Below are 25,543 nucleotides of genomic sequence, written 5' to 3' on the forward strand. Positions count from 1 at the left end.
GTCTTTATTTTAAGGCTTGTGTAAGATTTATATAGTCTCTTAGATAAGTACATTCCCTTGAAGCGGTATTGAAAAATGGAGTGTCCTTATACTGTGTGTTAAGTTCCCTAAAATACTTATTCTGCAGCGAAAAGCGATAGAACGGATTTTTCAATGGAGAATCATAATATTTCCAGCGTGTGTCTTCTTTATAAACAAAATCTTTCTGTTCGCATTTTGCAAGCATAAATGTACATTTGGCCTTAAATTCTTTATCTGAGCTTAGTGAACGTGCTTTGCCATACCATTCTTTTGCTGATTTTGCCTGTAAATAATTCCGCTGCCAGTGTATTGTTGAGGCGGCATGACTATCCGTGGATGACCAATCGTAGGAAACTAATGACCAGGCATTTCCGTAGGTGCTGGTCTGGTAAATTCCCGTAGCCATCTGAAAGTAATAATCGGCTTTTTTCTGATTGTTTTTTTCGCTTTTTATTGCATTTTCCAATCGCGCCATGCGCTCCGCATATTTTAGTTTCGTTGTGTTCTCTTTTCCGTATTTCTTGGGATAGTCATTGACGGTAACGATAAACGGATTGGGTATAACATCTGTTTCATCTTCATTATACCAATTCTTTATTTCCCTTATTTTGTGGTTCGTAGGAAGCGCCTGTAGCGTCGTTGCTGCTTTCTGGAAATCCAGTTCCCGTAAATATGCGGTACCTAAAAGCTCTGTCAGATAATCCCGATTAAAATGCTTGATATCTTCAAGTAAAAACCGGGATAGTGTATTTTGTTGTGTATTGTCAGACAATAAAGCTCTTATTTTTAACAATGTTTTAGGTGTGAGATTATTTTCCCAAAAATGCATGGTAGACCATTGCATGTTGTCTTCAAGAGAATCCTTAGCGACGCCGTAATTGTAGAAGATATCGGCTTTCACAGCTGCTAAACTCGCCATAGCCGTATCTTGTGTGCTGAGATAATGTTTGACGACGAGATTTTGAAGGATGTTTCTGGCGATTAAACTATAATTGCTGTATTCGAAAGCACTATAGCTCCATTCCTTTCTGTTGCTTGAGTTTTTTCCATCCTGCTTGGCTTTCTCCTCTAGCCATGTTAATGTTTTGACCAGCTTTGGTTGATCAATCTGTTTGCTGGTTTGCCAGTCGGCTAACTGGGTAAGCAACACAGTAATCTGATATTGATCGCCCAACCTAGGATTCAATTCATTTTCTTTTACTTGGACAAGATATTTTTTTGCCTGTTCATTTTCTCTATTCATCCAGCTTAGATAAGCGGCAGTAATTAGGCCGAGTTGTGGCTGAATGTATTTTTTGTCCTGATAGAGGTTTAAAGCAAAATTGCGAAGGGAATCCAAGTGCTGTTTAACAGTGTTTTTATTCTCGTTTCGGGAATAATAGCTGTAATTTTCTCCATAGCCGATATAAAAAGACTCATTCATGTCTCCTTCTATTTTGTTGACTTCTCTTCCTAGCAAAACGGCATTAATGGTGTTAGCGGGGTCAAGCCTGTAACAGGCGTCTAGATATTTCATGGTGCGATCACCTGTGCCGAAACCTATAATGGCGTTTAGGTTAAAATTGTCCGCATCATTGGCTGCATATTGAAAAATTTCAGTGTCAGAAGCTGTGATATAATGAAAGTTTGAGTAGGCCAAAACACGTCTTTCCGGACTGGCTGTGAATAGCTTAGCGAATAGATAGGCGGCTTTCGCACCATCCCCATTTTTACGGACAGCTCCAGCATAGTTGGAAAGCGCCCAATTTAAGATCGCCTCGTTTCCTGTGATCGGCTGTAAATATTTTTCATAGACAGCGATGCTTTTAGCATATTCCTGTCCGAATAAATATAAGCGAGCAGCTTGATAGGCATAACGCACAAAAAGGAAACTGTTTTTTTTATGCTTGTTGATCTGCTCTTCAGCCAGTTGAGCGTATTGGACGATCTCCTTAAAATTCCGTGTATCGGGATCCCAGTAATTTTGCTCAACATTTGTTATGGGTTCTTGTTTTTTTGTAAAAACAAAGTAGGCGCGTTCAGGCTCATGTTTACCATCAATTAAGGTTTGTAAAAATGTGTTTCCCTTGATGGAGTCAGGAAGAGTGCCCCAGGATGATTTTTGTTGATTACTGACCAGATTGGATGTTGCGGAATCGCTTTGGTACATCAATTGTTCGATATCTTTTGTATTTACACCTGATCCTAAGTGCTTTGCCCAAGCTTCGCTATTGACGCGACTTTCTTTGATCGGAGCTTCTTCAGTATATAAAAATTGATAAGGAATGTATTGAAATGCAGAAAATCCATTGTCCTCAAGATTCGGAAGATAGTAAGTCGTCTGGTTGTCATAAGGGTCAACTTCAGGACCACATGCGATATTGACTGCAATTTCTCCAAAGAAGAATGCAAGTGTAGTGCTAGAAAGCACGAATAATTTCCTGTAACTCGGCATTGCCATGATTTGCTAATGTAGCTTGGTCTAAATGATAAAAAATAAGCTGATGTTTTTTCCCTTTCAATTCTCCCCTCAAAAATTTTGCCGTTTGTAAAAGATCGTTTTGTGTTACTTTCTCAAAGCGCACGACATCTCCTTTTTTGAGGTTTGCTTTGGGGAGATCGACAGTTAAAATATATAAATTACTGTTGGGATTATGGGTGAATAGGGTTGTATTATTGATATCCTGTTCACTGATATGCTTTGAAATACCGATGTAATTATTGTTTCTAAAAACTACAAACCATTGAAATAGGGGAAGTGCGATATCCATTTCCAAAGGATAATTGCGAAGTGTACCACCCAAATAGGTCTTTAGGTCCTGTTGATTCAGAATGGAGTTCTGATTTCCAAACTGACGTAGGTTGCCCATGTTATAGCACATTAAAGTCACTTTCTTGACTGGCGGGATACCGCTTGTAACGGTGTTTTTTACTTGATGCAACCTTAAGGTTGAACTTACTACAATCCCTTTTAAGGCTGGTAATTCCTGTATATATTTGAGCAAATAAAAGAATTTGTCACGCGAGGATTGCGTCCAGTCGCAATCCAATTGTAATTCATTAAATTCTTCTTTGCCAGCTTGTTTAATTTTTGCAGAGACAAATGGGACAATTTTATTGGCTAGGGCTCTTATCTCTAAGCTGTCCATTTCAGAAAAAATGCGTTGATTGATAAATACAACTGGTATTAACGCTTGTTCTTTAGGGACTGGCTGGGAGAAGGTAATGGGGCTAACGGGCACAGCCTGAACACCAGAAGGGTCAAAGTCTATATCCATAATTCGTGTATATATGGATTTAGCAGCAACCTCCTTTAGTGCGCGATGTTCTACAGTGTCAAGCTGAAATACTGTTTTCCAAAAATAGAAGCCTGTTTCGGGTTTTGAATTTGAACAAGAACTGAGTACAAGTAGCCAAAAAGGTACGAGAAATAAAAAAAGTCGTATTCGGAGCTGCATAATTGCATTATTTAATAGTATTTGAAACAAAACCGGCTTAATATGGTTTGTTATTCAATAAAATAAAGACTAAATTACAAAGAGATTGTGACTTTATGAAGCCTATTTTTAAGTGGATCATTGGTATTGCTGTGTTTATTCTTCTGGCTTTGACTGGAAGCATCTGGTATTTTAGCAATAAGTGGAAGCCTTTATTGGATACCAAAATTAAGCAGCTGGTTTTGCAGGCGACGGACAGTTTATATACTGTTCATTATGAGGATATCCACGTTAATTTGGCTCTTGGCAATCTAACGATTGAAAATCTTCATTTAGTTCCAGATAGTTTAGTGTATAAGAAATTGGAACGGATGGAAAAGGCTCCTGACAATCGTTTCGAGATTACTATTAACAAGCTTAAGATCAAAAGCTTTGGTATTCGTAAGGTGTTGATGGACAAAGAGCTTTTCTTGCACGATATTACTGTAGATACACCGACAATCCATGTAATCAATGAAGTACACCGTTATAACGATACAGTTAGTCATGGCCCTAAAAAGCCTTTATATGAGAAAATAAAGGAAAATCTAAAAAAGATCCATGTTGAAGCGATCAACTTGAATGATATTGATTTTAAATATACGCAGGTACAAAAGGGCGTACAGCAAGACTTTGAAATAAAAAAAGTAAAAGTGCGAATTGATGATGTTCTTATTGATTCAACTTCTGAACAAGATAAACAACGTTTTTATCACACGAAGATGATTGATATAGAAGTCCCTGGGTTTACCTATAAAACTCCGGATGGCTTTTATAAAATTGATTTTGATAAACTTAAGATCAATAGTAAGGACCGGAACGTCCTTTTGACTAAAGTTGCTTACCAACCGACGCTAAACAAGGCTGCTTATTATAGAAAGAAGGGGGAAGGAGGAAGTTATGTTGTTTTTAAAATGGACACCCTGCAATTAGCGGAATTTAATTTTGGGCAGCTTTCCCGAGATAAAAAGGTCTATGCACAGAAAGCATTCTTAAAAAATGGGCAGCTTTCGATTTATAGTGATAAACATTACAAGGGTACTGCTACGCGTCAGATCGGAAATGCTCCCCATATGAAATTGATGCAAATGTCGACCCGGTTAGGAATTGATTCGCTTTTTTTGGATAATATTGGTGTTTCTTATTCCGAGATGAGCGACAAATACAGTCAGATTGGAACCATTACTTTTGATCACACTTATGGCACAATTCTGAATGTAACGAATGATTCAACAAAATTGCTCAAACAAAAGCTTATGCGTGCTAACCTGAGCACCAACTTTATGAACTCGGGCAAGTTACTCACTAATTTTGTTTTTGATATGACTTCCAAAGTGGGAGCCTATACTTATAAAGGCAGTCTTGGCCAGATGGATTTAACGGTTGTCAACAAAATGATTCGACCACTGCTGAACGTTGAAGTTAAATCTGGTAATCTGAAACGGATCGTATTTGATGTTTGGGCGAATGATTACCGGAGCAAGGGTACATTTAAAATGGATTACAACGATCTGAAAGTCAATATTCTTTCCGAAACAGGGGACGATGGGCGCAGGGAAAAGAAGGGATTTCTCTCATTTATGGTTAATCAGGTGTTGTTTAATCCTGGCAATCCGGATCTGTATGGTAAATACACTGTTGGTCATATCAATAAGCATCGGGATCCTTATCATCCTTTTTTCAAGGCGATGTGGCAAAGTTTGCTCATGGGAATTAAACAATGTGTTGGTTTGGGGCCTGAACGGGAGGCAAAATTGATGAATACAGCTGATCGGGTTGAAAAGGTGGTAAGTGGTGTCGAAAAAGCGAAGAAATTATTCTCAGGGATATTTAAGAAGCATAAAACTGCTGAGGAATTGTTAAAAGAAGAAAAAGAAGAAGAAGAAAAAGCGGCCGCCAAAATAGAAGAAAAGCGAAAACGGGATCGGGAAAAAGCTGAAAAGGAATTAGAGAAAGAAAATCCCGGAGGCTAGAAGATTGTCTGGAATGAAGTGGAGAAAAGTGGTAGCGACTTCCGTTTCACGTGAAATTATCGCACCTACATGAAGAAGAAATAGATAGATTTTTGAATAAAGGCAAATTTATCTTAGTTTGCGGTTTATAATGGTAGATTCGATATTAAGTTTCGTTCGATTTGTTTTCAAATATAAAAACGGTCTTGTAGATAAGATCATGTTTTATGCCAGCATGATTTGTGCTGTGATTGTTATTTTCAATGTAGGGTATGTAACAGACCCCGTATTAGGTATACTACTAGGGAAAACGATTCATTACCTATTTTTTGTCCTTTTCTTTATGATTGCATTGCGGGAATCATCATCCATCTATGCACTAAAAAAAATTGCTGTTGAACATTACTCAGGGCTCCTCATCCTGATTTACTTTATTTTTATTCTGGTTGCCCGTTTTGCGGGTATCGATGCCCTTTCTGTTTTTGGGCGCGAACAATGGATTTACTTGGGTATCTATATTATTTTTATTGCTGAACTGTCTAAAAGTACCCTCTTTTTTGATAATTTTTATTTTAATCCTACCATACTGTTTGTTATTAGCTTTCTTGTGCTTATCCTGATAGGGACAGTTCTGCTGATGCTGCCACGCACGACGATAGAAGCGCCATTGAGTTTTGTAGATGCACTGTTCATGGCCACGAGTGCTGTTTGCATAACCGGGTTGTCGGTGGCCGATATCTCGACCAACTTCAGCATGTTCGGTCAGACGATTATTATAGTATTGATACAGGTCGGTGGATTGGGAATTATGACATTTACGGGTTTCTTTGGTTATTTTTTCTCCGGTGGATTTTCATTCAAAAACCAATTGATGTTTGGTGAGATTTTGGGAGAAAATAAAGTAGCTTCAGTCATAAAAACCTTATTGACCATAATATTTATTACGCTTTTATTTGAATTTCTTGGTGCAGTATTAATCTTTACGACCTTGGAAAGTACTAATTTCCCCAATATGGGGAGTATGATTTTCTTTTCGATCTTCCATTCCATTTCTTCATTCTGTAATGCTGGGTTCTCTATTTTGTCAGGAGGAATCACCAATGAGGCCTATAAGTTCAACTATCCATTCCAACTGGCGCTGTCCACTTTGTTTATTCTCGGAGGATTAGGCTTTGGAATTGTGCTGAACTTCTATACCTATATAAAGGAGTTCTTGTTGCTCTGGTATCACCGTTTGGTCACCAAGAAAAATTACAAACATAAAGCTTGGAGCTTTAGTTTTAATTCCAAATTGGTCTTGCTGTGTAATGGGATTATTATTGTTGCAGCTACACTTTTCTTTTATTTTTTGGAAAGAAAGAACACCCTTTCTTTGGAAAAAGGCTGGGATGGCGAATGGGCGACGTCTTTTTTTATGGCAAATGCTGCGCGTTCGGCGGGTTATAATAGCATTGATTTGAGCTTTGTCGGAGCGCCAACTATTTTTCTGGTCATGGTATTGATGTGGGTGGGTGCTTCTCCGGGATCTACCGGCGGTGGCGTAAAAGTGACAACTGTGGCGCTGTCTTTTATGAATATCATATCCTTGGCAAAGGGAAAGGAATATATCGAGATTTTTAAACGAAGAATAGCGAGCGAATCCGTCAATAAAGCTTTTGCGATTATTTTATTGTCATTCCTTGTCGTTGGACTGAGTTTTTTTGTCCTTATTTTTACCGATCCGGACAAAAGCATGAAAGATTTACTTTTTGAATCATTATCTGCTTATACGACCTGCGGATTGAGCTTAGGTGTTACACCTTCCCTAAGCATGGGTGGTAAACTGATCATTGTTGTGACGATGTTGGTCGGTCGTGTGGGTATGTTGACGTTATTGGTTGCCTTTATCAAAAATACGACTCGCAGAAATATTATATTTCCTGAGGAAAAGATCCTGTTTTAAATGTTTGTTCCTTTGGATGTTTAAGGATTTAAGCGAATTAAAGCGGGCTGTTTTTGTCGGACGATCAATTAAACTTGTAAATAAAATAAATTTATCTTAGTTTGAGTTATGAAGTATATTGTTTTAGGATTAGGGCACTTCGGCCGCTCTTTGGGCGTTCATCTGACCGAACTCGGTCATGAAGTGATCGGAGCAGATCGAAATCTAAGTATCGTAGAGCAACTCAAAGATAAGATCACGCACACCGTATGTTTAGATACTACAGACCGGGAAGCTGTATCTTCATTGCCTTTAAAAGATGCCCACGCGGTAATTGTCGCCATAGGAGAAGATGAAGGGGCCTCTCTCATGACAGTAGCGCTTCTGAAGCAACTAAAAGTAAAACGGATCATTGGCCGTATCGTATCTGATCTGCAGAAAACGGTTTTAGAAGCCATGGAGATCAATGAGTATATTATGCCAGAGGAGGAAGCCGCTGAGCGATTGGCGATGCGGTTGGACAATATTGATATCGTTGATTCGTTTAAGGTTTCAGATCGATATTCTATCGTTGAAACAAAGGTTCCCTTGCGTTATGTGGGTATGACCCTACAGGAGGCAAATCTGACCAACCTTTATAAAATTATCGTGCTGACAACAGTAAAAATTACAGAGACAAAAAAAGACGGAATCACCAAAGAGCAAAAGGAAGCATCGGGTATTGCCACATCTGAAACCGTGATGGCAGAAGGAGATATCTTAGTGGTTTTTGGAGAATTGTCCAATATCAATAAGTTAATTCAAAAAGGAGAATAAAAATTATGTTATTAACAACAACAAGTGTTATTGAGGGACACCAGATCGACCGTTATCTGGGGATAGTTTCTTCGGAGGTTGTCCTGGGAGCGAATGCCATTAAAGATATGATGGCTGGTTTTAGGGATTTTTTTGGTGGAAGATCCAATTCTTATGAGCGTGCCTTTCAGGAAACCCGTGAGGCTGCATTGCGTGAATTAGAAGATCGTGCCAGGGCATTGGGTGCTGATGCTGTCGTCGGCGTGCGGTTGGATTTCCAAACAGTAGGAACGGGTGGGATGATGATGGTCGGCGCAACAGGCACCGCTGTTAAGATGAAATAGACCTAGAGTGGAGGCTACATCAAAAGTCAGTTTTGGCGTTTGATGCCAACTGAAATTTTGACACTACATTCGATTTAACAAAAGAGGGCCAAAACATATTAAGATTTTGGCCCTCTTTTATACGATCGATAATATTAAAACATATGTCCAAATTTAATTCTGATTTTACAATCATGAATTTCAATGATGGTGCAGCCTCTTTTTTTGGTAAAATTGGACCTGAACGCATCCTTAAGGGCTGAGCATATTGAAGATGGTGGGAAAATCGTGTTGCGAAATACAGGATTCGGGGATTTTTTCTTTCCCGAACTAAGGGACGTGTATTTAATTGATTGCGTATAATTATAATTGTATATAAAAACAAATTTATCTAAGTTTGGCTTTTAAGACTTTTAAACAACCTAAGAGGATAAATGAAAAATTGGTTTAAGGTAAATTCGGCACATTTGATTGTTATTGCGATCTTTATTGTGCTAGTATTTTTTTATTTCACGCCCGTTTGGCAGGGAAAGACTCTTGCTCAATCTGATGTGGTACAGGCGCAAGCTGGACAAAAGGAATTGTTTGATTATAAAGCCAAAGACGGGAAGACTCCTTTATGGACGAATTCCATGTTTGGCGGGATGCCTACCTATCAAATCTGGCAGGGAAATGAAAATAACATTGGTACCTATGTGCTGAAAGCTGTCAAATTTGTTTTTCCAAGTCCGATGGATACGGTGTTGTTTTATCTATTGGGGGCCTATTTTCTTTTTAGCGTACTACGTATCAAACCCTGGCTCGCTGCGGTGGGCGCAGTGGCTATAGCCTTTACTTCCTACAACTTTATTTATATAGAAGCAGGCCATATTACCAGGGCCAATGCCATCGCCTTTATACCACCTGTAATTGCTGCGGTGATCATGTGTTACCGTGGGAGCAAGTTATGGGGGCCGGTGCTGCTTGCGTTGTTTCTTTCCTTGGAAATTCGTGTCAATCACCTACAGACGACTTATTACTTGTTAATGGCCTTGATGGTATACGTCATTTTTACATTAGCCGATGCGATCAAGCAAAAACAACTAAAGGAATTCTTTATTGCCTCAGGCAGACAGGTAATTGCGGTTATTATTGCTTTAATGGTAAATGCTTCCATTTTATTGCCTACCTGGGAGTACAGTAAACTGAGTACGCGTGGTCATGCGAATATCACAAAGGTGGACAATAATAATACAAAGGAGAAAGGGCTTGACAAGGAATATGCTTATGAATGGAGCCAAGGTGTTGGCGAGACCATGACCTTCATGATTCCCAATGCCTATGGTGGCGCTAGTGGTGGCCAATTGGACGAAAAGTCGCATGTGGCCAAATTCTTCATGGAAAAAGGCGGAATGTCGGCTGTTCAAGCAGGTCAAATTGCCCAAGGAATGCCTACCTATTGGGGAGATAAGCGTTTTACATCTGGACCTTGGTATTTTGGAGCTGGTGTTTTCTTCTTATTCATCTTGGGACTTGTCATTGTTAAAAACCGCTTCAAATGGTGGATATTAACGACTACAGTTTTAGCACTGCTTTTGTCGTTTGGTAAGAATTTTACACTGGTGTCGGATTTATTCTTTGACTATTTTCCAATGTATAATAAATTTAGAGCCGTTGAATCCATCTTGGTACTCGTTTCAATCACAGTACCGCTGATGGCTATTATGACAGTAAATGAACTGTTGACGAGGGCCAAAGAAATTACGAATTTGAACAAAAAAGTGCTGTATACTTTTGCTGGTGTTGGCGGAGTTTGTCTGCTGATCGGTTTGCTACCCGATCTGTTCTTAAATTTCAGAAATGCCGAACATAATAATTTAATCGAAACCTTCACTCAGCAAATCGGTGATAAGTCTGCAGCTACAGAGTTGGTGAATCAGCTGGTCCTAGATCGGAAGGATATCGCAAGTAAAGATGCTTACCGTTCCTTTGTCATTGTATTGCTTACATTTGGACTTGTTTGGTTTTATCTAAAGAATAAGCTTAATGAGGGCGTGTTATTGGGTACATTGCTTGTCTTGTTCCTGTTCGATCTGTGGAGTGTGGATAAACGCTTTTTAAACGATAAATCGTTTATGGAAAAAGGAGCGACTACACAACAGGTATTCCAGCAACGCGAGGTCGATCAATTAATTTTATTGGATAAAGATCTAAGTTATCGCGTATTGGATCTAACGACCGATCCATTCGCTGATGCCCGTCCATCCTATTTCCATAAATCGTTAGGAGGTTACCATGCGGCGAAATTGATGCGTTTCCAAGAGATTTTAGAGAATCAGTTCAATGGAGCGCTTAATGAAGACGTGCTTGATATGTTTAATGTGCGTTACCTGATTACGACAGATCCTCAAAATCAATCGCAGCGAATTGTCAGACGGAGCACAGCGGCCGGTAATGCCTGGTTTGTGGACAAAGTGACGTTTGTAAAAGGAAACGCCGAGGAAATGCAAGCAATAAGCTCTTTTGATCCGCGTAAAGAAGCTTTCTTGAACCAACAATATCAAAATGAAATCAAGGCAAAAACTTCAAGTGCGGCGACAGCAGGCGAAATTAAACTGACATCCTATCATCCCGATAAAATGCAGTATGAATATACTGCTGCTAATGATGCTTTTGCGGTATTTTCCGAGGTTTTTTATGATAAGGGCTGGAAAGCTTATGTGGATGGAAAGGAAACACCAATAATACGTGCCGATTATTTGTTAAGAGCCTTACAGTTGCCTGCGGGAACGCATAAAGTCGAATTTATCTTTGATCCAGAGTCACACAAGATGGGGAATTTATTGACTTTAATATCGTCGATTATCCTCGGGTTAGGGATAGTCGCAGCAGCATATTTCTCTTTACGGAATACAAAAAAAGAAACAGCTGTATAATTGGCTGTTTCTTTTAAAAAGTTTGAAGCTTTAGAATAATTTGAGCTGTGGATCAGTTATTCTAAAGCTTTTTCTATGATGTGGTGTTGACCCGTATTCAAGCACTGCAGTCCGGTGCTTTACAGTCGGATAGCCTTTATTATTGAGCCAGTCATAAGCAGGATAGTCCGAAGCAATCGTATCCATGTATTCGTCGCGGTAAGTTTTTGCTAGAATGGAAGCCGCTGCAATAGAAAGATATTTTCCATCTCCCTTGATAATGCAGGAATGAGGGACTGTCTGATAGGGAATAAACCTATTGCCATCCACAATAATATATTCAGCTTTTATCTTTAACATATCCAAAGCTTTATGCATGGCAAGATAACTGGCATTGTGAATATTGATGCGGTCTATTTCTTCGGCAGAGACACTCGCCACAGCATAGGCAAGTGCTTCCCGTTCGATAATGGGACGCATTTCCATCCGTTTTTTCTCGCTTAACTGTTTCGAATCGTTGAGCAATGCATGATGATAGTCAGTTGGGAAAATTACTGCCGCGGCAAAAACTGGACCCGCCAAACAACCTCTACCCGCTTCGTCACATCCAGCTTCAATTTGTTGATCTTGATAATATGATAATAGCATCTTTCTTATTCTGTAAATGAACGAAATTACAAATAAAATTAGAGTTATGCATTGTAACTTCTGTGTGAATAATGCCCTTTTACATTAATTAACACTAATAATATCTTCTTTTGTAAAGATTTAGAATGCGCTGTTGCAAATAGGAAAGAGATGGGTTGGTTAAACTTAGACAGGGGCATTCGGTCAAAGATTGTCAGTTATAGAAATATAAAAATAAGTATTATGAGAGGCTTCTTGCTTTTTTTGTTAAGTATGTTAACAGGATGGACCGTATACGGACAGACCAAAGGCGTACAGGGAATGTTGAAAGATGACAAGAACCGCGTCATTGCGGGAGCGACAGTTAAGTTGACGTCAAAATTGGATTCCATGACTGCTGGGTCAAACATGGCGGGGATTTTTACCTTTGATAAAATCAAAGCCGATACGTTTAAGATTACGGTCTCCAACCTGGGTTTTGAGCGCTTCGAAAAAGAGTTCGTATTTCCTAAAGGTAAGGCAAAATATATTATCCCTAGTCTGACCCTGCAGCAGAATTCTCAGATGCTTGAGGAAGTTGTTGTGGACGGTGTGCCGACGGTGGTTGTGAAAAGCGATACCTTGGAGTATACCATGAAGGATCTGAAATTACGTGATGGGGCAGTTGCAGAGGATGCACTGAAAAAATTACAAGGTATTGAAGTCGATAAAGATGGCAATGTCACTGCACAGGGCGAGTCTGTCAAAAGGGTCAGAATCAATGGGAAAGATTTCTTTGGAGGCGATGTTAAGACCGCCACTCAGAATCTTCCGGCCAATATTGTGCAAAAAATGCAAATTATTGACGACTATGGCGATATGGCCAACATTACCGGAAATAAAAATGGCGAATCTGAAAAAGTCCTGAATATTCAGATTGATCCGAAATATAACCAAGGCCATATGACGACACTTCGTGCGGGCTATGGGACAGAAGATCGTTATCAGGCGACAGGAATGTGGATGGGGATGCGCGAAGGGGAGCAGCTTTCCATTCTCGGAAATTTAAACAATACCAATGCACCCCTGTTTGATTTCAATACCACGGGAGGTGGGGCCCGTCGCGGCCAAGGTGGCGGTGGACGTCGTGGAGGCGGTATGTTTGGCGGCTCGGATGGCCTGACCAAGATAGGTTCCATTGGACTTAATTTTCGTAAAGATTTTTCGGATAAGCTGACAGCTTACGGCAGCTATAGTTATAGCCATAGCAATAATACAACCCTTTCACAAAGATATATTGTAAATGCAACGCCCGGTCGGTCACAAGCGGACAGTGTCGATGCGAATTCAAATACCATTGGCGGAAATCATCGTTTTGAAGCAAACGTAGAGTGGAAGCCGACAGCAAAAGATTATATTAAGATTGTGCCGCAGTTTGGATATGATGACGGAGATAATAATTCCATAACGAATTCTATTACATATTTAAGGGAGATTTTGGATAATAGGCAGACGCTGACAAATGGAACAAACTCCACAGCGCCGCGGTTCGGTATCAGTGGTTTATATAATCGTAAATTGAATGATAATGGACGCAACTTGTTTTTTAATTTCAATTACAATAATGCCAAAACTGATAAAGATGTAAATCAGATACTTGACAGGTATATTTCCGATCCGTCCAATGTCAATCAGTCCATGAGCAACATATATCAACGTACAATTCAGGAGGCGCTCAATAAAAGCTGGAATGCAGGAGCTTCCGTAAATTATACCGAACCTTTATCTAAAAATGGCAAATTAGAGGTGACCTATGACTTCAACAAGAATAAATATGACAATAATATCAGTCAAAAAGGTTACGATAGAGATGACAACAGTATTGAAAACGCATTCGAAAATGCGAAGCTAAATCTAGATTATAATTATGACTACGCTTTTATAACTCACAAGATCGGAGCCAACTATCTCTTTAGCAATGACAAGGTGACGTATTCGGTGGGTGTGGCCGGGCAACCTTCTCATCTGACTGGGGCAGCAATCAACTCGGGCGAGATCATTCCGATTTCCCGCAACAACATGAACTGGATGCCAATTGCGCGTTTTGAATATAAATTCTCACGTCAATCCAACTTAAGTGTAAACTACTCCGGGTCCCCGACAGAACCGGGTGTATCGCAAATATTGCCTTATAATTTGAGTACAAGTTCAACGAATATCGTGTATGGTAATGCAAACCTAAATCCAGAATTTAATCACGATTTGAAATTACGATTCCGTAAAAACGACTTTCAAAAGGGTAATAATTTCTTTGTATTCCTCAATGGTTCCCTAACTGACAATAAGATTGTTAGTTTAAACAAATCGTATTACGGTCCTATCCAGAAAGACCCTACAACAGGAAAAATAGATTCTGCATTGATCTCAGAAACACGTTATTTGAATGAGAACGGCGATCGTCCGTATGCGATCAATTCATTTTACCATTATGGTAAATCCTGGAAAGAAAAAACCTTCAATGTGATGTTGATGGGTGGTATTTCGGTGAATAAAACTATTGGTTATTCTTCCATAGATGAAAATGATAATATCGGACAGAAAAATGTTGCCCGTAATTTTGTCCTGACTCAGGGATTAATGTTTCGTTACAATCCATCCGAGAATCTGGAAATTAATCCGGGTGTTCGTTACCAATTTACACATACAGAAAATAGCTTACTACAGCGAAATAGCGATATTCAGACCTGGACACCAACATTAATTGGTTCATATAATATTTTGAAGAACACAATCTTTGGCGCTGATCTTTCGAAATCTTTCAATCAGGGCTATGGTCAAGGTTTGTCTTCCAATCCGTTCATTATCAATACCTATGTGGAACAGAGATTCTTAAAAGATCAACGTGGGACTTTACGTCTGCAGGCATTTGATTTGTTAAATCAGCAAACAAATCTTTCTCGTACTGTAGATGGCTTCTTAACGACAGATAGCCGGACGAACCGTCTCGGACGTTATTTTATGTTGTTATTCACTTACAAATTCCAAAAATTTGCGATGGGTAATCCACAAGGCGAAAACAGATTCCCCGGAGGGATGAGACCTCCTCGTATGTAACCTATAGCTGTATTACAAAAAAATAAAGGCGGTCATAGTGATTTCACTATGACCGTTTTGCATTTAAAAATCCCTAGCTTTGCAAAAAAGTGTGTGAAATGATAAGATTTGATAAGTTAACGGTAGGAGATATTCCGTCCATTGTAGCAATGATGGAAGAGTTTTATGCCATCGATGGGTATGCTATCGACCGCGATATAACAATTGATAATTTTGATCTTTTTATCAACAATCCTCAATTCGGGCAAGCTTGGTTGATTCGCAATGGAGAAGATGTTTTAGGCTATATGATCGTCACCTATTTTTTTAGCTTTGAATTCAAAGGCTTGGTAGGGCTTCTCGATGAACTTTTTGTAGGCGAGAAAGCTAGAGGAATGGGACTTGGAAAACTAGCCGTTGATTTTGTATCTTCCTACTTGGAATCGAAAAACTGCAAAATGATCCTGCTGGAAGTCGAGGAACATAATGAGCGGGCCATTCATCTCTATAAGAAGAGTGGTTTTGCCTTTCACCCACGCAAATTTATGCGTAAACACATCAATTAGAGAAATTTCAAAAACTGAATGGAGTACGAAATCATTAGACTTTCAAATGGAATCCGTGTGGTATTCCAATATCAAAATTTGCCAGTAACCCATGTATGTATGGTCATCAATGCAGGCTCCCGGGACGAATCGGAGGGTAAGTATGGTGTTGCCCATTTTATTGAACATCTTATATTTAAAAGGACCGAGAAGCGCTCTACACAGCAGATTATCAATTATCTGGAGTCCGTCGGGGGGGACCTGAATGCCTATACGACAAAAGAATACACTTGTGTTCATGCCTCTATATTGCAACCATATCTCAACCGGGCGCTGGATTTATTTGAGGATATTTTCTTTCATTCTACTTTTCCTGAAGTGGAAATTGATAAAGAAAAATCGGTTATCGTTGATGAAATGGCCTCTTATCTGGATAGCCCTGAAGAATCGATTGTCGATGATTTCGAAGATCTTGTATTCAGCGGATCAGGTTTAGGACACAATATACTGGGCGTTGAAGATCAACTTTTAGCATTGCAAAAGAACGATATCACAGACTTTATGCAGGCTAATTACGATACCCATGAAATGGTCATCGGTATTACAGGTAACTACAGTTTAAAAGAGGTAGAAAAGTTGTTACATAAGGCTTTCGGAGCTATAGGACAACATGCTATTTCGCGTTCCAGAAATGATGTGCAACCAATTACGGTACAACACCTTGAAGTTCCCAAGCCTATTAATCAGGTACATTATATGCTCGGGTCATTGGCCTATGACTATCGTGATGAACGTAAAACAGGGCTGTTGCTTTTGAATAATATGCTAGGGGGAATGGGAATGGGCTCTATCCTCAACCTTTCCATCCGCGAAAAATATGGTATTGCCTATACGATCGAATCTAATTACACGATCTTCTCGGATACAGGATTATTTAGCATTTATCTCGGGACTGACGAAGAAAAGGTAGAAAAGGCTAAAAAACTCGTATTTAGAGAGCTATATAAAATGTGTGAGCAACCCTTGTCAGCTATTAAGTTGAAGAAGGCAAAACAAAAGTTTATTGGTCAAATTGCCTTGACAGAAGAAAATAGGATGAGCATGATTATTTCGGCCGCCAAAAATGTGATGGATTATGACCGTGTTATTTTATTGGATGAGGTGATTGAAAAAATACAGCATTTAGATAGCGCTAATCTCTTAAATATTGCGCAGGATGTATTTGACCCCCGGAAGATGCTGTCGTTGAGTTTTGTCCCAGAGGATTAATATTTGATAGAATTCTATATATTTGCGGTTACAGTAATTCTTAAATATGAAAGCGAGCTTCTGAGTGCTCATCAGCCTTTAAAGAAAAAAATATAACAGATGAAAACAGCATACGTATTTCCTGGTCAAGGAGCCCAATTTGTTGGAATGGGTCAGGACCTGTATAATTTAAATGAAGAAACAAAAGCTTTATTCGAGAAAGCCAATGATATTTTAGGGTTTCGCATCACAGATATTATGTTTTCTGGTACGGATGAGGAATTGAAACAGACCAATGTCACACAGCCTGCAATTTTTTTGCATTCTGTTATTCTGGCTAAAGCCTTAGGAGACTCTTTTCAGCCAGCTATGGTAGCAGGGCACTCCTTAGGTGAATTTTCAGCGTTGGTAGCGGCGGGTGCTTTAAGTTTTGAAGATGGATTGAAGCTGGTGTCCCAGCGTGCCAATGCGATGCAAAAAGCATGTGAATTACAGCCTTCAACGATGGCTGCAATTTTGGGGTTAGAAGACAGTGTCGTGGAAGAAATTTGTGCCAAAGTGGATGCGGTGGTTGTTGCTGCGAACTACAATTGCCCTGGACAATTGGTCATCTCCGGATCAATTGAAGGCGTAGATAAAGCCTGCGCCTTGTTGACAGAGGCAGGAGCGAAGAGAGCACTAAAATTAAATGTTGGTGGTGCATTTCACTCGCCATTAATGGAACCGGCTAAAGTAGAGTTGCAAACGGCAATTGAAGCAACGAATATCCTTTCTCCAAGATGCCCTATTTATCAAAACATTGATGCGCAGCCACAGACCGTACCTGCTATTATTAAGCAGAATCTGATTGCACAGTTGACTGGTGCTGTTCGTTGGACGCAGACAGTACAAAATATGCTTAAGGATGGTGCTACTGCATTCGTAGAGGTGGGGCCAGGCAACGTTTTGCAAGGCTTAGTGAAAAAAGTCGATCGTCAAGTACAAACTTCAGCGGCTTCTGTAACAGCTTAAAATTTGTCGTAACTAAAGAATTTAAAGGGGCAGTTCACAACTTGCCCCTTTTTTTATATTTAAAATCCACAGCACTTTCTTGATAAATGCGGATTAAAGGGTACATCAATAGCTGACTTCTAACGGTACTTGTACGGTTCTTCTTCGGTGATTGTACGGTGCTGATTCGGTCATGAGCGTATAAAAGCCGTGTTATATCCGAGGAATATTCGTCTCTTAACCAGGTGATAGTAGAACTTAATAAGGTATTGCGGGGCTATTTGTCCTTAAACATGCTGTAATGATCTTTCATGACTTGTAGAACGAAGTCGTTCGGAGTCATTTTTTCAGGATGTTTAACCTCCATCACCGCTTCCAAACGTTGAACCAAAGCCGTCAATATGCCTACGTCCCTCCTGTCAAATGCCGTTTGATAAACCTCTTTGATAACATTGGCATCTTTGTCGCTCAGTTTGATGACCTGAGGAAATAAAATAGGATGGTTCTCAAAAGTCTCCTCATAAATGGTATCACTGAGTTTCAGGCTGGGTTTTAGACTAATGACGGATGTTTCCCCAGCAATATCTCCGATACGTTGACCATGTTTCGATAGGACAATTGAGGTAATTGCAATACCGCCCATTGTCATCCATATATCTACTATTGATAATGTCCATCGGGATAGATATTGATAAAAGTCTGCACGTGAACCATCAAGTTTAACAACTTTTATTTTCATGATTTTTTTACCGATGGTCTGGCCAGCAAATGCCGTTTCGGTAATTAGGGTATAAAAAAATGCTGGTAAGGTCATGCCCATAATTATACCATAGAAAAGATAAGGGTCTTTACTCGTGATATTTAATGCATCCAATAGAAACATGCAAAAGAAAAAGTAGCAGACGATAATAAAATAATCGATGGCAAATGCGATCATCCTCGAACCCAGGCTAGCAAGATTATACTGGATTTTTACATTTTGTGCTGTGTTTATCTCAAGCTTATTCATATATTTGGTTTAGCCAGTTAAAAAAATTAATGAGAGAAGCATCATTTGTAGAACGAAATAAAGAAAAATGGACGTTAATTGAAAATAATTTGTCAATTAACATGCAGGTTGATCCAGATGAACTGGCATCGAACTATATTGAGCTAACAAATGACTTGGCCTACGCGCAGACATTTTATCCCAACAGTAAGGTACGAAATTATTTAAATGAACTTGCTGTAACCGCCCATCAAAAAATCTATAAGGACCGTAAGGCCTCGAACAATAAATTCAAATCTTTTATTAATCAGGAGATTCCACATGCAATTTGGTCGATCCGTAGGCCGCTCTTTTATTCCTTATTGATTTTTATTCTCGCATCAGCTATTGGTTTTCTTTCAGCGATGTATGACATCGATTTTATTCGGCTTATCTTAGGTGATTTTTATGTTGATTCAACGATAGAAAGCATAAGAGCGGGCGATCCGGCTGCCGTCTATGGAAAAGGAAGTAATTTTGGCTCGGCCATCTGGATTACAATCAATAATGTTCGCGTAGCCTTTATGGCTTTTGCATTTGGATTGTTTCTAAGTATTGGTACAGGCTATGTATTGTTTAGCAATGGCATTATGTTGGGCGCTTTCCACCAGATGTTTTTTCAATACGGTGTGATGGGAAAGGCTATGTCGGCGATTTGGATCCATGGCACGATTGAAATTTCTGTAATTATTGTGGCTGGTGGCTGTGGCCTTGCGATAGGAAATAGCATCTTGTTTCCAAGATCGTATACCCGGTTGGCGTCTTTCGTTCAGACCGCAAAGATTGCTATGAAGGTCTTGGTCAGCACGATACCATTTTTTATTGTCGCGGGCACGTTGGAGGGCTTTGTAACAAGATATTATCAGGTATCAATATGGCTCAGTCTATTTATCATTCTGCTATCTTTGCTGGCTATATTATTTTTTTATGTTATTAATCCCTATCGATTAGCAAAACGATTTCAATGGAAGTAGATTTTGAATTTCAGAAAGAACGAAAGATAGGCGATTTTGTCCAAAACTTTATTGATCTTTTTAAATTGATCTATAAGCACTTTGTGACGACTATTTTTGGTCTCTCGGCATTACCGCTAGCTGGAATAGCCTTGGTCTATTATTTCCTTTCGACAAAAATTACCTTTTCGGCCAACAGTAATTCGTTTGAAGATATAGATGGATTTACTTGGGCTGCATTACTGATTTTAGCATTGATTGCGCTTGGTCTATATGTGTATGGCATTTCTATAGAGTATTTTCTTCTGCTGAAAGAACGTAAAAATACATTGTTTACGGGAAAAGAGGTGCTTCACAATTTTAGGGTAAATATCGGCCGGTATTTCATGTTCCTACTGGCGATGATCTTGGCTTTGATCGTCGTTTTTATACCACTCGCCATTGTTGCAGTTCTCTCCGCCTTTATCCCCTTTATTGGAAGTTTTGCGATTGGTATATTGATGTCTATGGTGGGAATCTGGTTATTCAGTTCTTTTCTATTTTATCGCGAAGGTTATTCTGATCTAGGTAGCTGTTTCACGGATGCCTATGTGATGTTGAGCAAAAAATTGATTCAATATGGTGTAGCAACTTATATTGTCAATTTTATCTTCCAAATGGCCGTTATGATGATTTCTGTTGTCCCTTTAATTATCGTTTCCCTGATATCTTACAATTTTTTGGGAATGGACACAGCCTTCTTTGATTCGTCCTGGGGAAAACTACTGATGACTTTGGGCGGTATGTTTATTACATTATTTACATTATTCTTATACATGTCCGGTGTTTTGGCTAATGGTATAATTTACGAAACGGCCAAGGATCTCAAATTCGGTGAACGTATTTATGGGATGATTGATCAGATCGGAGGTACAGATGAATAGGCTGCTATTCGTTTTTGCTTTTGTATCTATGCTTTTATTAAGCGCCTGTGACCCCAAACCGCAGACTGAGGATTCGGAAACGTATACAGCAGACTCTGTGGCTGTGGATTCTGCCGCCGACGCCATAGATTCTGCTACGGTGGATTCTATTGCAATGACCGAAGCTGTGAATAGTAAAGAGGCTCTTTGGGACCCACATTTATTTGATTCTATTCCCAAATATAGCCAGGGACGAGCTTATAAAATGGACCCCTATCCAGAAATTATCAAGCGATACGAGCATGATGATTTTGTGTATTCCGAAAATATTAAAGATAAGGTAAGTGTACTGCAAAGGATTTTACAACGTATTTCCCAATGGCTGGGGGATATCATGCCTGATAATCCGTATAAATTTAACGAAGAATTTGGATATGTATTTGCCTTCCTAGCCTTAATCGCATTGGCTTTTGTACTTTACAAAGTGTTATACAATAAAAACCAGTATTTCATTAAACATGAGCAGGGAAAAGATCCCTTGGATACATTGGCTTATGTGGAGAGAAACCTGATGAACAGCGACCTTAGTCCGTATATCAAGGAGGCTATCGAGCGGCGAAATTATGCATTGGGAATTCGTTACCTACAATTATTGAATATCCAAAAGCTAGCACATGCGGGTCATATCAAATGGAAGCATAGTAAGACAAATGCCGATTTTGCGAATGAGATTCAGCATAATGCCCTGCGTGCTGGATTTGAGGAGTGCACACGAGTATTTGACTACATCTGGTTCGGACAATTTGAATTAAATGAGTCCGATTTTAGTCAGTATGAACAACTGTTTAACCAATATCAACATCAAATTAAATGAAAGGGTCAGTAAAATTTGGATTGATATTATTGGGAGCTGTCTTATTGCTGATTGGTGTCATTGATATCACGAGCAAGAAACCGATTATTTGGGATCGGACCTTCGATGCAAAAGATAAAAATCCTTTTGGAGCTTATGTGCTCAGGCAAGAATTAAAGCATATTATTGATCAACGTAATGTGGATGTCAGGCGACCATTATATGAATACCTGGATAGTACGAAAGGAACAGCGATGAATCTGCTGTTTTATACGTCGTATTTTTCCTTAGGCGAAGCTGCGAAAAATAAATTACTTACATATGTTGCTCGCGGAGGAAAAGCGATGATTATCGCTGAATCGATTGACTATAATCTTTTAGATTCCCTAGGTATCAAGGTGCAAAATTTCTACGGCTATAAGAAAGGCGTGGAAATTAAAAGTCATTTGAGCGTTAAGCTAACCAATGATAATACTAAAATTCATTATGGTAAATCGGACTTAAGTGCGGTCTTCAGTAAACTTCCAAAGAATACAACCATCCTTGGGGGGATTACTTACCAGGACTATCTATTACCCAATTTTGTCGAGGTAAAGGTTGGTAAAGGTAGGCTTTACCTGCATCTGACCCCCGATTTATTTGGAAACTATTATCTACTGAATTCAGCTTCTCAATATGCTTATGCTGCAAAAGCATTATCTTATTTAAATGATAAGCCAATCGCCTGGTATGATTTTAAAGCGAATAGGGATCAGTATCGTACGCCCTTACGGGTTTTGTTGACCAGCACGGGCTTACGACAGGCATGGTATGTCCTATTGGGGGGACTTATCCTTTTACTGGTGTTTAAGAGTAAAAGAGAACAACGCGCAGTCGCGATTATCAAACCCGAACAGAATCTTTCCAAAGAATTTTGTGAAACGATTGCGACACTATATTACGAAAATGGTACACCGGGCAATATGGTTGACAAAAAAATTGATTATTTTCTACATGACCTACGGACCCGTTTTCATATGGATACCCTTGCCTTAGAAGAAGATGGTTTCTGCGAGGAATTGGCAGAAAGATCAGGTGTTCCTTTAGCCGACATTCAGCATTTAATAGGACTAATAATTCGAATGCAGGGAATACAACAACATGACTTGACCGGATTACGGCAGATTAATGAAATTATAGAAGATTTTAAACATAAAGCAAAAATGATATGAGTGACTTCGATAGATATATATCCTTTGAAAACCGAATTGATATATCGGTTTTGTATGATAAAATGGCTCAGGTAAAGTCGGAGGTAAAAAAGGTTATCGTTGGGCAGGATCAATTGATTGATATGTTATTGATTTCGATCTTGGCGTCGGGGCATTCGTTGATAGAAGGCTTGCCGGGCGTTGCGAAAACCTTATCCGCAAAATTAATTGCCAAGACCATCAGCAGTGACTTTAAACGCATTCAATTTACACCAGATTTGATGCCCTCAGACGTGACCGGATCGTCGATATTGGATTTAAAAAGTAATGAATTTGAATTTCGAAAGGGGCCGATATTCGCCAATGTTGTTTTGATTGACGAGATCAATCGTGCACCCGCAAAAACTCAGGCTGCTCTTTTTGAAAGTATGGCCGAACATCAGGTCTCGGTCGATGGAAGTACCTATATTTTGCCTGTTCCATTTATTGTTTTCGCTACGCAAAATCCGATCGAGCATGAGGGGACCTATCGTTTGCCAGAGGCGCAACTCGACCGCTTTCTTTTTAAAATCAATGTGAATTATCCCGAACTGGAACAGGAGTTGGAGATCTTAAAAGAGCATCACGCACAAAAAGCTTTGAATAAAGAGGATCAAGTCAACACAGTCGTTTCAGCAGCGGAAATTTCTTCGTTTCAACGCCTTATTAAGTCTATTTTCGTGCATGAGGAATTGCTAAACTATATTGCTCAAGTGATTATAAAGACACGTAGCAATCCAAGTTTGACCTTGGGAGCATCGCCAAGAGCTTCAATTGCCTTGCTCGAATCGGCCAAAGCATCAGCGGCGTTGAGTGGAAGAGACTTTGTCACGCCAGAAGATATTCGGAGAGTAGCGGCAGCGGTGTTGGGACATCGGGTGATGCTGACTCCTGAACGCGAAATGGAGGGTTTTACAACCGCGTATGTTATTGACCAAATCATTAATACGGTAGAAATTCCAAGATAATGAGAAAATTAAAACAGCTCTTTCTAACCAATCAGTTTTTCTATTCGTTGTTGGCGATAGCGACATTCTTTGTGATTTCATTTTTTATAAAAGGATTGCTTGTTGTTGCCTGGATTCTGTTTTGGCTTTGGCTGGCTGTATTGATTTTTGATTTCATCGTATTATTTTCGGGGAAAGGGCATATCGAAATCACGCGGGTATACCCGGAGAAGTTGTCCAATGGCGATGAAAATCCCATGAAGCTCATTGTCAATTCTTTTTATCCGTTTCCCACTGTCATAGAAATCCTCGAAGAATTTCCAATACAACTTCAAATTCGGAATAAGGAGTTTTCTACCCGTCTATCCGCTCATCAAAGTACAGAAATTTCTTATTTAATGCGGCCAACACAACGGGGGCAATATAAGTTTGGTAGATGTATGGCATTGGTAAGACGTTTTGGATTTTTCAAACGGAGGTTTGTAACCAGTCAGACACAGGAAATCCCATGTTATCCGTCTTATATTCAATTGAGAAAATATCAGCTTTTGGCCACCAGCAACAGGTTGAATGAATTGGGCATAAAGCGTATACGGCGCATTGGATCGGCAATGGAATTTGACCATGTTAGGGACTATGTTCAGGGGGATGATTATCGCCATATGAATTGGAAGGCCACAGCAAAGGTCAAAAAGCTGATGGTCAATCAGTATGAAGAGGAAAAATCCCAGCCAATCTATTCATTTATTGATCTGGGGCGCGCGATGCGGATGCCGTTTGATGGTCTCACTTTATTAGATTATGCAATCAATGCATCTCTGGTCCTTTCGAATGCTACGATATTAAAACAAGATCGCGCTGGGTTATTGACCTTTTCAAAGGATGTGAATGTCTTTATTCCAGCCGAAAAGAGAAACAACCAGATGCTCAAGATTTCGGAAGCGCTATATCAAGTGACTACAAATTTTGAGGAGCCTGAATATGGCAAACTCTATAGTTATGCAAATGCACATATCAATAAACGTTCGCTGATTTTTCTTTATACTAATTTTGAAACTTTGGACTCTTTAAGAAGACAGCTAAACTATCTGTCCATGTTAAACCGAAGCCATATCATCGTTGTTGTTGTGTTCAAAAACATTGAAGTTGAAGCCCTCGCCAAAAGCACTCCGAAAAAGACCATTGAAATCTACAATCAGATTATCGCTGAAAAGTTTATCTATGAGAAGCAACTTATTGTGCAGGAATTAATTCGTAATGGGTTTCAGACGATATATACTGCGCCAGAAAATTTAACCATCAACTCAATCAATAAATATTTAGAGATTAAGGCGCGCGGACTTATTTGATGATGGAAGTATCTTTGACCATTACTTTCGTCCAAAAATGCTGATATTTTTCGATCGCCTTAAGATGGATTGGGTGTGTTTCGTAAACAGTGATATCTTTAAGGTCTTTGAACGTGACAATCAATGTGTAGTCAAAGCTATTGTCGACGACGGGGCGCGCATTGGTTGCTGCTGGAACACCATAGTTGAGTGTCTTGATGGTATCTATTTTTCGTAGTTCCTCAAAGAAGCCAACAAAGTCCTTTTTATCCTGTTCACTGATGTCTTTCTTTAGCCAAAAATTAACAACATGTACAATCGTATTTGAGTGCAGGTCATCCTCTGACTTTGCTGGATTTGCCCATGTTGGGGCTGTGATGAGCACCATTGGCGCAAGTAAAAAATTTCTTCTTTTCATTATGAATGGTTTAGAAATAGTAAGATACAAAAAAAGAGATACA

The 25,543-nt window shown here is 39.4% G+C and carries 20 protein-coding genes; 15 read left to right on the forward strand and 5 right to left on the reverse strand.

Annotated features, from left to right (window positions below; translation table 11 throughout):
- Nucleotides 1–4: 4 nt before the first annotated feature.
- A complete protein-coding gene (locus tag B4A24_RS18885; RefSeq protein ID WP_293946557.1) occupies nt 5–2,461 on the reverse strand; it encodes a hypothetical protein in 2,457 nt (818 codons plus the stop codon).
- Complete coding sequence (locus B4A24_RS18890; protein ID WP_293946558.1) at nt 2,421–3,458, reverse strand: hypothetical protein; 1,038 nt, start codon at nt 3,456–3,458, stop codon at nt 2,421–2,423. The genes B4A24_RS18885 and B4A24_RS18890 overlap by 41 nt, the downstream gene beginning before the upstream one ends.
- A gap of 95 nt (nt 3,459–3,553) precedes the next feature.
- Between B4A24_RS18890 and B4A24_RS18895 the strand changes: the two genes are divergently transcribed.
- The 5 genes from B4A24_RS18895 (at nt 3,554) to B4A24_RS18915 (ending at nt 11,382) form a co-directional block, all read left to right on the forward strand.
- A complete protein-coding gene (locus B4A24_RS18895; RefSeq protein ID WP_293946559.1) occupies nt 3,554–5,449 on the forward strand; it encodes a hypothetical protein in 1,896 nt (631 codons plus the stop codon).
- Nucleotides 5,450–5,579: 130 nt separating this feature from the next.
- Entirely contained in the window at nt 5,580–7,370 is a 1,791-nt protein-coding gene (locus B4A24_RS18900) for a TrkH family potassium uptake protein (protein WP_293946560.1), read from the forward strand.
- 108 nt (nt 7,371–7,478) lie between these two features.
- Nucleotides 7,479–8,165: a potassium channel family protein gene (locus B4A24_RS18905; RefSeq protein ID WP_293946561.1), complete on the forward strand. Its 687-nt coding sequence runs from the start codon at nt 7,479–7,481 to the stop codon at nt 8,163–8,165.
- A gap of 5 nt (nt 8,166–8,170) precedes the next feature.
- Complete coding sequence (locus tag B4A24_RS18910; RefSeq protein WP_172395921.1) at nt 8,171–8,488, forward strand: YbjQ family protein; 318 nt, start codon at nt 8,171–8,173, stop codon at nt 8,486–8,488.
- Between the two features lie 413 nt (nt 8,489–8,901).
- The gene (locus B4A24_RS18915) at nt 8,902–11,382 is read left to right on the forward strand and encodes a YfhO family protein (protein WP_293946562.1); all 2,481 of its coding nucleotides are present in this window, start codon (nt 8,902–8,904) and stop codon (nt 11,380–11,382) included.
- A 30-nt stretch (nt 11,383–11,412) separates the two neighbouring features.
- On the opposite strand, the gene B4A24_RS18920 is transcribed toward B4A24_RS18915, so the two are convergent.
- Nucleotides 11,413–12,009, reverse strand: a complete 597-nt coding sequence (locus tag B4A24_RS18920) for a ribonuclease HII (protein ID WP_288813134.1) — start codon at nt 12,007–12,009, stop codon at nt 11,413–11,415.
- A gap of 222 nt (nt 12,010–12,231) precedes the next feature.
- On the opposite strand from B4A24_RS18920, the gene B4A24_RS18925 reads away from it, so the two are divergent.
- From B4A24_RS18925 to fabD, 4 genes are all read left to right on the forward strand, one after another.
- Nucleotides 12,232–15,081: an outer membrane beta-barrel protein gene (locus B4A24_RS18925; protein WP_293946563.1), complete on the forward strand. Its 2,850-nt coding sequence runs from the start codon at nt 12,232–12,234 to the stop codon at nt 15,079–15,081.
- Between the two features lie 98 nt (nt 15,082–15,179).
- Nucleotides 15,180–15,626 carry a GNAT family N-acetyltransferase gene (locus tag B4A24_RS18930; RefSeq protein ID WP_293946564.1) on the forward strand — a complete coding sequence of 149 codons (447 nt, stop codon included), beginning with the start codon at nt 15,180–15,182 and terminating at the stop codon, nt 15,624–15,626.
- 18 nt (nt 15,627–15,644) lie between these two features.
- On the forward strand, nt 15,645–16,874 hold the full coding sequence (locus tag B4A24_RS18935; protein WP_293946565.1) for a M16 family metallopeptidase: 1,230 nt from the start codon (nt 15,645–15,647) through the stop codon (nt 16,872–16,874).
- 99 nt (nt 16,875–16,973) lie between these two features.
- Nucleotides 16,974–17,864, forward strand: a complete 891-nt coding sequence (fabD, locus tag B4A24_RS18940; protein WP_293946566.1) for an ACP S-malonyltransferase — start codon at nt 16,974–16,976, stop codon at nt 17,862–17,864.
- Nucleotides 17,865–18,120: 256 nt separating this feature from the next.
- On the opposite strand, the gene B4A24_RS18945 is transcribed toward fabD, so the two are convergent.
- The gene (locus B4A24_RS18945; protein ID WP_293946567.1) at nt 18,121–18,852 is read right to left on the reverse strand and encodes an RDD family protein; all 732 of its coding nucleotides are present in this window, start codon (nt 18,850–18,852) and stop codon (nt 18,121–18,123) included.
- 29 nt (nt 18,853–18,881) lie between these two features.
- Between B4A24_RS18945 and B4A24_RS18950 the strand changes: the two genes are divergently transcribed.
- Genes B4A24_RS18950 through B4A24_RS18975 form a run of 6 tightly spaced genes read left to right on the forward strand, consistent with a single transcriptional unit; the run spans nt 18,882 to nt 25,103 of the window.
- Nucleotides 18,882–19,844: a stage II sporulation protein M gene (locus B4A24_RS18950; RefSeq protein WP_293946568.1), complete on the forward strand. Its 963-nt coding sequence runs from the start codon at nt 18,882–18,884 to the stop codon at nt 19,842–19,844.
- Nucleotides 19,835–20,746: an ABC transporter permease gene (locus B4A24_RS18955; protein ID WP_293946569.1), complete on the forward strand. Its 912-nt coding sequence runs from the start codon at nt 19,835–19,837 to the stop codon at nt 20,744–20,746. The genes B4A24_RS18950 and B4A24_RS18955 overlap by 10 nt, the downstream gene beginning before the upstream one ends.
- Before the next feature lie 28 nt (nt 20,747–20,774).
- Nucleotides 20,775–21,599 carry a DUF4129 domain-containing protein gene (locus tag B4A24_RS18960; protein WP_293946570.1) on the forward strand — a complete coding sequence of 275 codons (825 nt, stop codon included), beginning with the start codon at nt 20,775–20,777 and terminating at the stop codon, nt 21,597–21,599.
- Nucleotides 21,596–22,789, forward strand: coding sequence for a DUF4350 domain-containing protein (locus tag B4A24_RS18965; protein WP_293946571.1), 1,194 nt, complete (start codon nt 21,596–21,598; stop codon nt 22,787–22,789). The genes B4A24_RS18960 and B4A24_RS18965 overlap by 4 nt, the downstream gene beginning before the upstream one ends.
- Nucleotides 22,786–23,775: an AAA family ATPase gene (locus tag B4A24_RS18970; protein ID WP_293946572.1), complete on the forward strand. Its 990-nt coding sequence runs from the start codon at nt 22,786–22,788 to the stop codon at nt 23,773–23,775. The genes B4A24_RS18965 and B4A24_RS18970 overlap by 4 nt, the downstream gene beginning before the upstream one ends.
- The gene (locus B4A24_RS18975) at nt 23,775–25,103 is read left to right on the forward strand and encodes a DUF58 domain-containing protein (RefSeq protein WP_293946573.1); all 1,329 of its coding nucleotides are present in this window, start codon (nt 23,775–23,777) and stop codon (nt 25,101–25,103) included. Before B4A24_RS18970 ends, B4A24_RS18975 begins: the two co-directional genes overlap by 1 nt.
- On the opposite strand, the gene B4A24_RS18980 is transcribed toward B4A24_RS18975, so the two are convergent.
- A complete protein-coding gene (locus B4A24_RS18980; protein WP_293946574.1) occupies nt 25,096–25,500 on the reverse strand; it encodes a Dabb family protein in 405 nt (134 codons plus the stop codon). The genes B4A24_RS18975 and B4A24_RS18980 overlap by 8 nt on opposite strands.
- Nucleotides 25,501–25,543: the final 43 nt, after the last annotated feature.

The organism is Sphingobacterium sp. UBA7249, from assembly GCF_002472835.1.
GTDB classification, from domain to species: domain Bacteria; phylum Bacteroidota; class Bacteroidia; order Sphingobacteriales; family Sphingobacteriaceae; genus Sphingobacterium; species Sphingobacterium prati.